The sequence below is a fragment of the Ruicaihuangia caeni genome, from assembly GCF_029952955.1.
Taxonomy (GTDB): Bacteria; Actinomycetota; Actinomycetes; order Actinomycetales; family Microbacteriaceae; genus Ruicaihuangia; species Ruicaihuangia caeni.
This window is the reverse complement of sequence record NZ_JASATX010000001.1, coordinates 369,293-382,124: the sequence shown is the minus strand read 5'-3', so window position 1 is coordinate 382,124 and position 12,832 is coordinate 369,293. Positions and strand designations below refer to the sequence as shown.

12 protein-coding genes are annotated in these 12,832 nt (G+C 70.0%); 4 read left to right on the top strand and 8 right to left on the bottom strand.

What is annotated here, in order from left to right; all coding sequences use genetic code 11:
- Nucleotides 1-12: 12 nt before the first annotated feature.
- Nucleotides 13-861 (bottom strand): nitrilase-related carbon-nitrogen hydrolase, encoded by an 849-nt coding sequence (locus tag QF206_RS01680; RefSeq protein ID WP_281487464.1) that lies wholly within the window; start codon nt 859-861, stop codon nt 13-15.
- A gap of 307 nt (nt 862-1,168) precedes the next feature.
- Between QF206_RS01680 and QF206_RS01675 the strand changes: the two genes are divergently transcribed.
- Genes QF206_RS01675 through cofD form a run of 4 tightly spaced genes read left to right on the top strand, consistent with a single transcriptional unit; the run spans nt 1,169 to nt 5,058 of the window.
- On the top strand, nt 1,169-2,191 hold the full coding sequence (locus QF206_RS01675) for a putative F420-0 ABC transporter substrate-binding protein (protein WP_281487463.1): 1,023 nt from the start codon (nt 1,169-1,171) through the stop codon (nt 2,189-2,191).
- A gap of 4 nt (nt 2,192-2,195) precedes the next feature.
- A complete protein-coding gene (locus tag QF206_RS01670) occupies nt 2,196-3,236 on the top strand; it encodes a putative F420-0 ABC transporter permease subunit (RefSeq protein ID WP_281487462.1) in 1,041 nt (346 codons plus the stop codon).
- The gene (locus QF206_RS01665) at nt 3,233-4,069 is read left to right on the top strand and encodes an ABC transporter ATP-binding protein (protein ID WP_281487461.1); all 837 of its coding nucleotides are present in this window, start codon (nt 3,233-3,235) and stop codon (nt 4,067-4,069) included. The genes QF206_RS01670 and QF206_RS01665 overlap by 4 nt, the downstream gene beginning before the upstream one ends.
- On the top strand, nt 4,066-5,058 hold the full coding sequence (gene cofD, locus QF206_RS01660; RefSeq protein ID WP_281487460.1) for a 2-phospho-L-lactate transferase: 993 nt from the start codon (nt 4,066-4,068) through the stop codon (nt 5,056-5,058). The genes QF206_RS01665 and cofD overlap by 4 nt, the downstream gene beginning before the upstream one ends.
- A 6-nt stretch (nt 5,059-5,064) precedes the next feature.
- Here the strand turns inward: cofD and cofC are convergent, their stop codons facing one another.
- From cofC to coaD, 7 genes are all read right to left on the bottom strand, one after another.
- Complete coding sequence (cofC, locus tag QF206_RS01655) at nt 5,065-5,754, bottom strand: 2-phospho-L-lactate guanylyltransferase (protein WP_281487459.1); 690 nt, start codon at nt 5,752-5,754, stop codon at nt 5,065-5,067.
- 11 nt (nt 5,755-5,765) lie between these two features.
- Nucleotides 5,766-8,018, bottom strand: a complete 2,253-nt coding sequence (locus QF206_RS01650; RefSeq protein WP_281487458.1) for a transglutaminase TgpA family protein — start codon at nt 8,016-8,018, stop codon at nt 5,766-5,768.
- 136 nt (nt 8,019-8,154) lie between these two features.
- Nucleotides 8,155-9,399 (bottom strand): DUF58 domain-containing protein, encoded by a 1,245-nt coding sequence (locus QF206_RS01645; protein WP_281487457.1) that lies wholly within the window; start codon nt 9,397-9,399, stop codon nt 8,155-8,157.
- A gap of 36 nt (nt 9,400-9,435) precedes the next feature.
- Complete coding sequence (locus QF206_RS01640) at nt 9,436-10,383, bottom strand: AAA family ATPase (RefSeq protein ID WP_281488102.1); 948 nt, start codon at nt 10,381-10,383, stop codon at nt 9,436-9,438.
- Nucleotides 10,384-10,494: 111 nt separating this feature from the next.
- Nucleotides 10,495-11,265 carry a coenzyme F420-0:L-glutamate ligase gene (locus QF206_RS01635; RefSeq protein WP_281487456.1) on the bottom strand — a complete coding sequence of 257 codons (771 nt, stop codon included), beginning with the start codon at nt 11,263-11,265 and terminating at the stop codon, nt 10,495-10,497.
- Between the two features lie 13 nt (nt 11,266-11,278).
- Nucleotides 11,279-12,316 carry a TIGR03557 family F420-dependent LLM class oxidoreductase gene (locus QF206_RS01630; RefSeq protein WP_281487455.1) on the bottom strand — a complete coding sequence of 346 codons (1,038 nt, stop codon included), beginning with the start codon at nt 12,314-12,316 and terminating at the stop codon, nt 11,279-11,281.
- Nucleotides 12,306-12,797 (bottom strand): pantetheine-phosphate adenylyltransferase, encoded by a 492-nt coding sequence (gene coaD, locus QF206_RS01625; protein ID WP_281487454.1) that lies wholly within the window; start codon nt 12,795-12,797, stop codon nt 12,306-12,308. The genes QF206_RS01630 and coaD overlap by 11 nt, the downstream gene beginning before the upstream one ends.
- Between the last annotated feature and the right edge of the window lie 35 nt (nt 12,798-12,832).

The window sequence follows — 12,832 nt, the reverse complement described above, 5'->3', positions numbered from 1 at the left end:
CTTCGCCCGCGCCTACGGCGCCACGATCGGGCCGTAGGCGTCAGGACGCCGGTCGCGATAGAACTGCCAGTCATTGCGCACCGAGCGCACGAGCGACAGGTCGAGGTCGCGGATGACGAGTTCCTCGGTGGAGTCTGAGGCCTTCTCCCCCACGAAGTTGCCCCGGGGGTCGACGAAGTACGAGGTGCCGTAGAAGTCGACCGCGTCGTCGCCGTACTCGTTGTCCTCGCGCCCCACCCGGTTGGGGACGCCCACGAAGTAGCCGTTCGCGCCGGCGGCAGCGGGCTGCTCGAGCTCCCACAGCCGGTTGGAGAGCCCGGGCTTCGAGGCATTCGGATTGAAGACGATCTGGGCGCCGGCGAGGCCGAGCACGCGCCATCCCTCTGGGAAGTGGCGATCATAGCAGATGGTCACACCGATGCGGCCGACCGCGGTGTCGAACACTGGCCAGCCGAGGTTTCCCGGCCTGAAGTAGAACTTCTCCCAGAAGCTCGGAAGGTTCGGAAGGTGGTTCTTGCGGTACTTGCCGAGCACGCTGCCATCGGCGTCGATGACGACCGCGGTGTTGTAGAGCACGCCCGGCTGCTCCTCCTCGTAGATCGGCAGCACCACCACCATCGAGTGCTCGCGCGCCAGGGCTTGGAACCGCTCGACGGTCGGGCCAGGGATCGGCTCGGCGAAGTCGTAGTACTTCTGGTCCTGGGTGATGCCGAAGTACGGGCCGTAGAACAGTTCCTGGAAGCAGATCACCTGTGCCCCCTGCGCGGCAGCATCGCGCAGGAACCCCTCGTGCTTGACGATCATCGATTCCTTGTCGCCGGTCCACGTGGTCTGCGTGATCGCCGCTCGTACAACCGTCATGCCACTGCCTTCCTGTTCATCGGCAGTGGTGCCCTGCACCCGCCGAGGAGTTGGGTACATCTCAGACGTCGTCGTCTTGGAGCCGCGGGGCGCGCCAGGCACTTCCGCTTGGCGCAAACCTAGACGCCGCCGGTGACAGTGGCAAGACTTCGCGTGTTGTAGGTTGGTGTCGACTCCACCGCGCTGTGCTGGCGCGGAGCGCCGACCGGTGTTCTCCGGCGGCCGGATCGCTCGCGTGCCACTCATGCCCGCACGTCCGTGGTTCCGCCGCGCTGGTGAGCGCAGCATCCGTTCTTCTGGAGTCTCAATGCCGCTTCTCCCATCCTTCGACCGATCGTTCACTCCCCGAGGTCGCAGGGCCTCTGGGCTGCTCGCGCTTGCCTCGCTGATCGCCCTGACAGCCGGGTGCGCGTCCGCGCCCGCGCATTCGAACCCGGACGCAGGCGACGCCGCAGCGCCCGCAGTCACCGACAACTGCGGCGTTGAGGTCGCACTCGACCATCCACCGCAGCGCGTGGTGACCATCAAATCGACGACGACCGAATTGCTGCTGGCACTGGGCCTCGGCGACCGCATCGTCGGCGCCGCGTTCCTCGACGGTCCGGTGCCCGAGCAGTGGGCCGACGATGCCGCGGGCATCCCAGTGATCAGCGACTTCGCGCCCAGCCAAGAGGCGGTGCTCGACCTGGAACCCGATTTCGTGTTCGCGGGCTGGGAGTCGAACCTCACCGCCGATGCGGCGGGCGAACGAGCCACGCTCGCGAGCTTCGGAGTCGGCACCTACGTCGCCCCCTCGGCGTGCAAGGCGCCCGAGTACAAGCCGGAGAAGCTCACCTTCGACGTGCTGTTCGACGAGATCGCGGAGGCCGGCGACGTGTTCGGTGCAGAGACGGAGGCCGCCGAGCTGATCGATCAGCAGCGCGAACGGCTCGCTGACATCGAGCCGTCGACCGCCGGCCTCACGGCGCTCTGGTACTCATCGGGATCGGACACCCCCTATGTCGGTGCCGGAATCGGCGCGCCACAGCTCGTGATGGAGACCGCCGGCCTCGAGAACATCGCAGCGGGCATCGAGGACACCTGGACCTCACTCGGCTGGGAATCCGTCATCGAAGCCGATCCCGACGTGATCGTGCTCGTGGATGCCTCGTGGAACACCGCGGCGAAGAAGATCGAGCTGCTCAAGTCGAACCCGGTGACCGCTGAACTCACCGCGGTCAGGCGGGACCGCTTCGTGGTGGTGCCGTTCGCGGCCGGGGAGGCGGGAGTGCGGTCGGTGGAGGCAGTCGCCTCGGTCGTTGCGCAACTCGGCGAACTCGGCATCGGCTGAGCGGATGAGGTCGGCCGCCCGGATGCCGAGCGCCCGCCGCGACCGCGGTCTGGCGCTTGCGTGGGGCATTGTGCTGCTCGTCGCCCTCGCCGGTTCAGTGGTGACAGCGATCTGCTTCGGCGCGGCTGATCTTCGCCCCGACGAGGTGCTTCGAAGCGTGGCCTCGCACCTGGGCCTCGGTGACAGTCCGCTCAACGCGCTGCGCGACGGCATCGTCTGGGAGCTGCGACTGCCTCGGGTGCTGACCGCGGCTGCGGTGGGCGCGGGCCTCGCGATCAGCGGCACCGTGATGCAGGCGCTCACTCGAAACGCGCTCGCCGATCCGTACCTGCTGGGGCTCTCATCGGGTGCCTCGCTCGGCGCGGTGGGGGTTCTCTTGCTGGGCCTCGGCATCCTGCTGCCCGTGGCGGCCTTCGCAGGCGCGTTCGCAGCGCTCATCGCGACCCTGCTGCTCGCCGGCGCCGCCGGCGGCGTGACGCCGACACGCACGGTGCTCGCCGGGGTCGCGGTCTCGGCCCTCGCGTCGGCGGTGACGAGTCTTGTCATCTTCTGGTCGGCGACGGGCGACTCCTTTCGCGAGATCCTCGCCTGGCTGCTCGGCTCACTCGCCGGCTCGACATGGACGACTGTCGCGATCGCGGGCGTCGCGCTGCTCGTGGTGGGGGTTCCTGTGCTGTTCTCGGGCGGAGCGCTCGACAGCTTCGCGTTCGGCGACGCGACAGCATCCGCGCTCGGTGTCAACGTCACCGCGACTCGGTGGGTGCTGCTCGCCGCCACCGCGCTGCTCACGGGCGCGATGGTGTCGGTCAGCGGCTCGATCGGATTCATCGGACTCGTGCTGCCCCACGCGGTGCGGCTGCTGACGGGCTCGCGCCACCGCGCACTCCTGCCGCTCTCGGCGCTCGCGGGGGCGATCGTGCTGCTCTGGGCCGATACCGCGGCGCGCACGCTGTTCGACCCGCGGGAATTGCCGGTGGGCATCGTGACCGCCATCGTGGGCGCGCCCGTGTTCGCCCTGCTGCTGGCCAGGCGGCGTTCGGCATGACGTCTCGAACGGATGCTGCGAACCGTGGGTCGAGCAACGCCTCGGTCGAAGGCGCTCGCCTCGAAGTGCGCGATGCCACGGTGGTGCTCGGAGGGCAGCGAGTCGTCGAAGGCGTGAGCTTCACCGCCGCGGGCGGCGTGACCGCCCTGATCGGACCGAACGGTGCGGGCAAGTCGAGTCTGCTGCGCGGGATCGCGGGAATCGTTCCGCTCGCGTCGGGTTCGGTGCGCTTCGATGGCGCCGATCTGCTGGGACAGGGCCGTCGTGCGCGGGCGCGCGCGGTCGCCGTGGTGGAGCAGGAGCTGAGCTCGGAGGTGGCGCTCTCGGTGCGAGCCGCGGTCGAACTGGGTCGCACCCCTCACCGGTCGCTGCTCGCGACCGCCACCGCGGCCGACGACGAGATCGTCGCGAGCGCCCTTCGCACTGTGGGCATGGAGGGCTTTGCAGAACGGCCGTTCGACTCGCTATCAGGCGGCGAGCGGCAACGCGTGCACCTGGCACGCGCCCTCGCCCAGCAACCCCGCCTGCTGCTGCTCGACGAGCCGACCAACCACCTCGATATCCGCGCGCAGCTCGCGACGCTGGGTCTACTGCGCCGACTCTCCGCTGAAGGAGTCACCGCGGTTGCCGCGTTGCACGATCTCACGCTGGCCGCCGGGTACGCCGACCACGTCGTAGTGCTCGCGGGCGGACGCACCGTTGCCGAGGGAGACCCCCGGTCGGTGCTGACCGCTGACCTCATCCACGAGGTGTACGGGGTCAGCGCGACGGTGCTTCAGCATCCGCGATCCGGGCGTCCCCTGATCGCATTCGACACCGAGGAGACGGCATGAACGCCGGGCACAGGTCGGAATCGGTGCCGAACGCCTCGAGGCTCAGGATCGCCGTGCTCGCGGGCGGAGTGGGCGGCGCCAAGTTCGTGCGCGGCCTGCGCCAGGTCGCACCTGAGGCGACGATCTCCGTGATCACGAACACCGGAGACGATCTGTGGCTCGCCGGGGTGCGGGTCTGCCCCGACCTCGACTCGATCATGTACGCCCTCGCCGGGGTCAACGACGCCGAGCGAGGATGGGGACGCGCGGGTGAGAGCGAGCGCGTCTCGGCCGAGCTCGCCGCCTACGGCGCCGGATGGCCGTGGTTCACGCTCGGCGATCTCGATCTCGGCACGCACCTCGCCCGCACGAGCTGGCTGCGCGAAGGCGCGACGCTCACCGAGGCGACCGCGCGCCTGGCCGCGCGATGGGACCTCGGGGTATCGCTGCTGCCGATGAGCGATGATCCTGTCGAGACGCACGTGGTCACCGAGCAGGGCACCATGCACTTCGAGGAGTGGTGGGTGCGCCACCGCGCAGCGCTTCCCGCCCTCGCCTTCGAGCAGGTCGGTGCCGACCGTGCTCGGCCGACTCCGTCGGTGCTCGGCGCGCTCGCGTCAGCCGACGCCGTGCTGCTCGCTCCCTCGAACCCGGTCGTGTCGATCGGCACCATCCTCGGTGTGCCTGGGCTGCGGGATGCCGTCGTGTCATCCTCCGCGCGGATCGTCGGCGTCTCCCCCATCATCGGCGGTGCCGCCGTGCGAGGCATGGCCGCGCAGTGCCTGGCAGCGGTCGACGTGGACGTGTCGGCTGCCGCGGTGGCGCGACACTACGGCGCCCGCGTCGACGGCGGGTTGCTCGATGGTTGGCTCGTCGACACCGTCGACTCCGCCGTCGTGCCCGAACTCGATTCGGAGGGAATGCGCGCGGTCGCCCGGCCGCTGTATCTCAGCTCGCTCGAGCAGTCGGCGGCGATCGCGCGCGACGCGCTTGCGGTGGCGCTCGGCTGATCGCGGTCAGCTTGCGAGCAGCGGGCCTTCGGGCGTGATCTCGGACGGCTCGAACGAGCCCTGCGCTGAAGGTGCGGCCGTGGGCGCGGTGACGCCGGAGAGCGACGAGAGCACCGCTCGGGTGTGCACGCCGGCGCGGAGGGCGACGGCTTCCAGGTCGGCCAGGTCGTCGACATCGCGGCGCAGGCCGGATGTCGGCGACACATCGAGCTCGAGGTGTCCTGCCGAGTTGTGCGCGCGGCGCGATCCCTTGCCGAACCGCGGCACGAGCGCGTCTGCGCGCAGAGCCGTGGTCAGCGTCGTGCCGGTGCCGGCGGCATCCGGGACCATGGCGAGGGGATGCTTCGAGGCCGCCTCGAGCGCGCTATCGAGCTCGCCGGGCGCTAACGCCGGCAGATCCGCCAGGAGCACAGCGGCGGGCCGCCGGCCTTCCAGCGCTTCAAGACCCGCCCGGATGGCCGCGTTGAGCCCGGTCAGCGGGTCTTCGACCACCTGGACTCCGCGCAAGGCCCCACGCAGGCGGGCATCGGCGCTCACGACGACGATGCGCTCCACCTGACGCGCAGCGGATGCCGCGGCGATCGTGTCGAGTGCGAACGCGACCGCGAGCCGTGCGCGTGCCCCGGGGTCGTCGAGCAGCAAGCGCGACTTGCCGAGCGAACCCTTGACCGGCAGCACGACGGACCACGTGCACATGAGGCAAGAGCCTAGTCGCCGCCTCCGGTGCTCATCGACACACTCGAGGGTGGGGCGACCGAAGCACCGGAACGGCCTCTGAGCACCGAGAGCGGTGCGATCATCGCGAGCACGCGCCGACCGGGTCGAAGCGACTCACGGATGCCGGAGACCACCGCTCGTGCCGCCCCCTGCAGCTCGTCGACATGCGCCGCGGGTGCGACATGACGCCCGAACCACCGTCGCTCGGCCGCCTCGAGCAGGGCGTACGTCGCCGATGCGGGTGCACCGCCGTGCTCGACGAGCCGCGCGCAATAGGCCCTCGGTGTCTCGACCACGCGCGGCGCGATTCCGGCGTCCTCTGCGGTCGCGCAGATCTCATGCCAGAGCGTCACCGGATCCGCACTGCGCAAGCGGCGGCGTCGCAGCACGCCCCGCACGACGCCCGGTGCGCAGGCGAGTGCCAGAATGACCGCGAACACGGCCCCGGTGAGCACAACGCCGGTGACGTCGTCGCTGAGGTCGGCTGCCTCGGTCACGTTCTCGTCGCGCGGATCGAGCGTGGGGCTCGCCGAAGGACCGCCTGGGACCGCCGCATCCGGCGGCTGCGGCCGCGACTCGTCGACATCTGGCGTGCTGGGGTCATCGACGACAGGCGCTTCGAAGTCCGGTGCGACACCGCGTCCAGGAGTCGGTTCGAATGCGACCCATCCCACTCCGTCGAAGTAGAGCTCGGGCCACGCGTGCAACTCGCTGGAGAGCACGGTGTAGCGCTCATCGCCGATCGTGGGGTCGTATTCAGCGGTGCCGGGCAGGAACCCCACGGCGATGCGCGCGGGGATGCCGGCGACACGAGCCATGACGGCCATCGCCGACGAGAAGTGCACGCAGTACCCGCTCTTCTCCTCGAGGAACCGGCTGATGACATCCAGCCCTGAGCCGTCGTAATCGCGGTCGACCGGCGCCTCTTCGGAGTACACGAAGCCGCCGCTTCGGAAGTGCGCCTGCAGCGCCTCCGCGCGCTCATAGGCGGAGGTCAAGCCGCTCGTGATCCGCATGGTCTCGTCGACGATGTTCTCCGGAAGGCGCGCGCGGTCGAGTTCGAGGTACGCGCGCACCGACCGAGGCACCGAATTGCCCGCGGCTCGCAACTGCGCGGCCGTGGGCCGCACCCAGTCGCTGACGACGGTGTACTCCTGCCCGCGGATGAACGTATCGGCGCCGCGCACCGCGTGCCCGCGCTCCTCCCAGTACCAGCGGCCGATCAGTCCGTCGACCTTGCGCGGCGCGTACGGCAGCGGCAGCCACCTGGCCACGACGGATCCGATTCGGATCGTGGTGGTGACCTGCTCCGTCACCACGTCGGCGCCGGTCCCTGGCGGCTCCGGTATCGCATCGACGGTGTTGGACGAGTCGATGATCACACCAGCCGGCACCCACTCGTGGCCCTCGATGCGGTCGAGGGTCGCCATGCGCAGGTAGGTGCCGGTCTCGAGTGTGGTCGTGTAATCGAGCGCGGTGATCTCGACGTCTCGGCGCAGGTCAGTGCCGAGGTCGATCAGGGGATTCACTCCGACCTGCAGGCCGTTGAACCCGGTGCCATTGCTGCGCGGCAGAGCGAACCCCATCAGGCTCGGCCCGATCACCAGGGTGCCGGCGAGCACGACCGCACCGATGGTGAGGGCCTGCCGGGCGCGGGCGCGGGCGCTATGCAGCCAGAGCGCGAGGAGCCAGCATCCGCTCGCGACCATGAACGCGAGCCACGACGTTGTGCCAGTGACGACCACCCCTGGGATGCCGAGCACGGCCAGCAGCGGGATCGCGGTCGCGGCGGGCAGCCGGAGCGCTCCCCCGAGCACGTCGATGCTGATGGCGACGAGCCCGAGGCCCAGCGTGAGCAGCAGCGCGATACCGGGCGAGGCGACTGCGGGGATCGCCTGCGAGGCGATCGAGAGCTGACCCTCCACGGCGAGGTCGACGAACCGGTCCACCGTGGCAGGTGTCGGCACGATGCCGGCGATGGCCGTGTCGGGCGCGTGGAGAGGAACGTTGATCGCCACCAGCACTGCGACCGCCGCAAGGGTCGGCGCTGCTGCGCGAAGCCCCCGCAGGCGTACTGCCGTCAGCCCGGAGCCGCGCTCCGTCACCGCCGGCGCCGCCGGCGCCGCGCCGAATCGGGCCCTCACGAGCACAGCCGCCGCGGTGGTCGCGACGACGACGAGCAGCGACTGAGGCACCCAGGCCGACGGCTGAAGCACAGGGAACAAGCCGAACACGGCTGCCACGAGCGAACCAGCGAGGGCAGCGCTCGCCGTCCATTCACGCTGTGCGGGCGCGCGGCTCCAACGGCCAGCGGTGGGCCTTCCGGGCGGCCCCGCCTCCCGCTTCGGGGGGCGCTGCCGCTCTGGGGCGGGCGCAAGATCAGACGTAGCCATACGCGTTCCCGACGTCGTCGATCGCAGCCTGCCAGGCGTCGGCCGCTCCCTCGCCGGCGTCCACCTCGACGCAGCGCCACCCCTGCGCGGCGAGCACCTCAGTGCTCTCCGGTTGCGTGTGGGGCTCGTCACCCACGAACACGAACGCGATCGCGACGTCGAGCGCCGTCTCGTTGGAGGCGATCCATTCGAGCGCGTCGGACGCCGGCGCCGACAGCACCGCGAACACCGGTCCTCGCGCGACGGCGGCAGGTTCGACATCGGCCACCCGCGCTGACCGTTCGACGACCGGTGCGGCGAGCGCGAGGCTCGAAAGGAACGCGGCGTCGCGCACCCCGGTCGGCCGCGATCCCGGCGGTCTCAGCTGAGCCCGGCCGGTTTCGAGCAATTGCACGTGGTAGCCGGCGTCGGCGAGGTGCACTCCGAGCGAGGCGACGAGCGAGAGCGCGGCCTCGAACTCGGGGCTCGTATCAGCACCATGGCGGTGGACGCCTGGCCATCCCTCGCGCAGGGTGTCGACCACGATCCGCGCCTCGGGAACGGAATGCTGCTCCTCCTGCCGCACCATGAGCTCGCCCTGTCTGGCCGAGGCCCTCCAGTGAACGCGACGCAGCGGGTCGCCCTGCCGGTACTCACGCGTGGTCAGGTCGTCATCCGATACCGATGTTCTCCGCTGCACCGGCCGCGAAGACCCATCGCCCTCGGCGGGCCAGAGTCCCGCGTCTGTCAGCGGCTCGATGGCCGGCACCACCAGGAGTTCCTCTTCGACTCCCACGGGCGAGCTCGCGGTGAGCAGCGCGAAGGGATCGCGCCAGGCGGTCTCGAGCGGGCCGAGCGCTGTGCGTCCGCGCGCGCCCGGTGTGAACTGGTAGCGCAGCGTCGCCGCGCCTCCAGGCGGCAGCGAGGGCAGCGGCAGCGAAGGCGGAGGTTCCTCATCGAGTGCCGCGGGCGCGACATCGCGCACGACGATGGGCGCGGAGGTCGAGGTCGCGACGTTCTGCACGTGGAGCGCGACGGATGCCGTCTCGCCCACCGCCGGCATCGCGGGCTCGACCCGCCGGCGCACCGTGAACGGCGCCTGCCGGCCCATCACCGCGAGGAGTGCCGCGACCAGCAGCAGGGCGGCGAACGCGGCGAGAAAGAACAGTTCAGAGCGGGCGGTCACCACTCCGCCCCACGCGCTGGCGAGCACGCAGGCCAGCACGCCCCACCCGCGCGCAGTCGGCCGCACCGATCTCAGGCGACGCGAGCGCTGGGGCATGAGCGGTCAGCGCAGTCCGGTCGGCACCGGTGTCTCTGCGACGATCCGGGCGAGGATCGGCTCGACCGCCGTCACCGAGGCGTTGGCGGTACGACCGGCGGCCAGCACGCGATGAGCGAAGACCACGGGCACGAGGGCGTCGATGTCGTCGGGCAGCACGAAGTCGCGGCCATCGCGCGCCGCTCGAGTCTTGGCCGCGCGGGCCAACTGCAGCGAGGCTCGCGGGCTTGCGCCGAGCCGGAGCTCGGGGTCTGACCGTGTCGCCTGTGCGATCGCGACCAGGTACTGCTCGACCGAGGAACTCACGAAGACCCCTCGAGCTGTGGCGATGAGCGATCGAAGCTCTTCGATGCCGACCACCGCCTCCAGGCTCTCGATCGGGTCATCGACGTCGCGGCTGCGGAGCAGCGCCGCCTCAGCCGCGGCATCTGGATAGCCGATCGAGATCCGCGCCATGAACCGGTCGCGCTGCGCCTCGGGAAGGGCGTAGGTGCCCTCCATCTCGACTGGATTCTGCGTGGCGATGACCGTGAAAGGCGTCGCCAGAGGATAGGTGTGGCCGTCGACGGTGACCTGCCGCTCCTCCATGCTCTCGAGCAGGGCGCTCTGGGTCTTCGGACTGGCCCGGTTGATCTCATCGCCGATCACGAAGTTCGCGAACACCGGCCCCGGTCGGAACTCGAACTCGCGGCGCGACTGGTCGTAGACCGAGACGCCGGTGATGTCGCTCGGCAGCAGATCGGGTGTGAACTGAATGCGCGAGACGGAGCAGTCGACGCTTCGCGCCAAGGCTCGCGCGAGCATCGTCTTGCCGACGCCCGGCACGTCCTCCACCAGCAGGTGGCCCTCCGACAGCAGCACGGTCAGGGCGATCTCGATGGCTTCGCGCTTGCCGCCGATCACCGTCTCAACGGCGCGCACGATGGAATCGCTGACCTGTTGGAAGTCGCTCATCGGGTACGCATCATCGGGCACGGTGCCGAAGGATGCCGGCAGACTGCTCACATGCCGAGTCTGCCCGTCACAAAGCGGTAACGCCAGACTTGCAGGCATCCTCTCGGCAAGTCATGGAGTGACTCCGGCGCGTCGCAGCCCTTCGGCGACGCCGGCCTCGAACGCCTCGCGCGTGCCGAGGCTGAAGAGGTCATCTGCCGAGGAGCGCACGATCGAACGGGCACCGGGCGCGTCGAGCTCGGTCACGACTTCGGGGAGTCCTCGCACGACCGCCACTGGGCGGCCGGAAGTCTTGCCCTTCACGAGATCTGTGGCTGCAGCGAGTTCATCGGCGGTCGCGGTGATGGTCACCTCGAGCGTGCGGCCGGCGCTGTCGGTCCTGCCGCGCAGATCGTCGAACACGTGCACGCCGGCGGCCCCGATCGCGAGGTCGATCTGCCCGAGCCGCCAGGGGCGGCCGAGCGTGTCACTGATGATCACGCCGACGCGTTTGCCGGTGCGCTCTCGCAGCCCTGCGGCGATCGCCCGGGCTGAGGCGTCGGGGTCTTCGGGCAGGAGCAGCACGGTTCCTTCGGGAGTGTTGCTGGCGTCGACCCCCGCTGCTGCGAGCACGAGCCCCTGCGGGTTCTCGACGATGCGGGTGACTCCGGTGCCGTGCGCGTGCGGTTTGCTCGCGACCAGGCGCACCGTCTGCTCGGTGATGGCCTGCTCGCGGTCGGGCGCGCGCACAATGCGCCCTTCCGCCTTCGAGACGATCTTCGACGTGACCACGAGGATGTCGCCGTCGATGAGCGCGCCGGCGGCGGCGCCCGCGATGATCGCCGCGAGGTCGTCGCCCGGGGCGATCTCGGGGATGCCCTCCAGCGCGAAGATGCTGATCATGGGTTGCGGCTCCTCATCGCTGAAGCTGCGGCAGCACATCCCGGCCGAAGCGGGTGATCCACTCGCGCTGGTTGCGGCCGACGTTGTGCAGGTAGATGCGGTCGAACCCGAGGTCGATGAACCGCTGGATGTGCGCGCGGTGCCGGTCAGGGTCGCTGGAGACCAGCATCCGTCCGTTGAAGTCCTCGGGCCGCACCATTCGAGCGAGCTGCTCGAACTCATAGGGCGAGCGGATGTCGCTCTTCGCGAAGGGCATCGCCGCCATGGGCCACTCGGCGAGCGCGTTGCGCATGGCCTCCTCGTCGGTCTCGGCCCAGGAAAGGTGCAGTTGCAGCACCTTCGGCATGGCCTCGGCTCGACGTCCGCCCTCGCGCGCGCCGGCTGCGAAGCGTGCGAACAGATGCTCGATGCGCTCGCGAGGAGCCTCAACGGTGATGAGCCCGTCGGCCACGCGACCGGCCCGACGAGCGGTCACCGGGCCCGAGGTGGCGATGAAGATCTCCGGCGGCGTCTCGGGCATGGTCCACAACCGGGTCGTCTCGAGCTTGTAGTACTGGCCCTGGTGCTTGACGTCTTTGTGCTGGATGCCGGAGGCGAAGAGCTTCTTGATGATGTCGACGGCCTCGAACATGCGACCGATGCGCTCGTGCGCCTCGGGCCAGTACTGCCCGACGATGTGCTCGTTGATCGCTTCCCCCGAGCCGATGCCCAACCAGTGCCGCCCCGGGTACATCGACGCGAGCGTCGCACTGGCCTGCGCCACGACGGCGGGGTGCACGCGGTAGGTCGGCGCGGTGACGCCGGGCCCGATGTCTCCGGTGGTGCGCTCGGCGAGAGCCGTGAGCACGTTCCACACGAACGGGCTCTGCCCCTGCGCGGGGAGCCAGGGCTGGAAGTGATCGGCCGCCATGACACCGGAGAAGCCGTGCTGCTCGGCGAACGCGCCGAGCTCGACCGCTTCCGCGGGCGGGAACTGCTCGAGCATCGCCGCGTAGCCGATGGCGCAGCGGCCGAGATCTCCCGATGAGGAGACCCGCGACTCAGTCGCCACGTTGGTTCTGAAGGTAGTCGGCGACCGCGGCCGGCACATACGGCGAGATGTCGCCGCCGAGTCCCGCCACCTGGCGCACGAGCGAGCTCGACACATGTGCGTGGGAGGGGTCGGGCAGCAGGAACACCGTCTCCACCTCGGCGAGGTTGCGGTTCACGATGGCCATCGGAGTCTCATAGGCGACATCGATCTGCGAGCGGATGCCCTTCACCAGCACGCTCGCCCCCACGTCGACGCAGTAGTCGACGAGCAGCCCCATGCTCCAGCTGGTGACGAGCACGTGATCGGGGATGCCGGCCTCGCGAATGGCGCGGTCGATGAGGGTGACGCGCTGCGCGATCGGCAGCAGGGCCGACTTGTCGGGGTTGTGCACGACGAGCACGTGCACCTCGTCGAAGATGCGAGACGCCCGGTCGATGACGTCGAGATGGCCGAGGGTGATCGGGTCGAACGACCCGGGGACGACGGCGATCCTGCTCATGCCTCAAGCCTAGTGATGGTGCCGTAGTGATGACT

Bases quoted from the DNA above. Each gene is read 5' to 3' on its own strand.
- QF206_RS01680 (WP_281487464.1), bottom strand. From the start codon at position 861: ATGACGGTTGTACGAGCGGCGATCACGCAGACCACGTGGACCGGCGAC.
- QF206_RS01675 (WP_281487463.1), top strand. From the start codon at position 1,169: ATGCCGCTTCTCCCATCCTTCGACCGATCGTTCACTCCCCGAGGTCGC.
- cofC (WP_281487459.1), bottom strand. From the start codon at position 5,754: ATGTGCACGTGGTCCGTCGTGCTGCCGGTCAAGGGTTCGCTCGGCAAG.
- QF206_RS01665 (WP_281487461.1), top strand. From the start codon at position 3,233: ATGACGTCTCGAACGGATGCTGCGAACCGTGGGTCGAGCAACGCCTCG.
- QF206_RS01640 (WP_281488102.1), bottom strand. From the start codon at position 10,383: ATGAGCGACTTCCAACAGGTCAGCGATTCCATCGTGCGCGCCGTTGAG.
- QF206_RS01670 (WP_281487462.1), top strand. From the start codon at position 2,196: ATGAGGTCGGCCGCCCGGATGCCGAGCGCCCGCCGCGACCGCGGTCTG.
- coaD (WP_281487454.1), bottom strand. From the start codon at position 12,797: ATGAGCAGGATCGCCGTCGTCCCCGGGTCGTTCGACCCGATCACCCTC.
- QF206_RS01635 (WP_281487456.1), bottom strand. From the start codon at position 11,265: ATGATCAGCATCTTCGCGCTGGAGGGCATCCCCGAGATCGCCCCGGGC.
- cofD (WP_281487460.1), top strand. From the start codon at position 4,066: ATGAACGCCGGGCACAGGTCGGAATCGGTGCCGAACGCCTCGAGGCTC.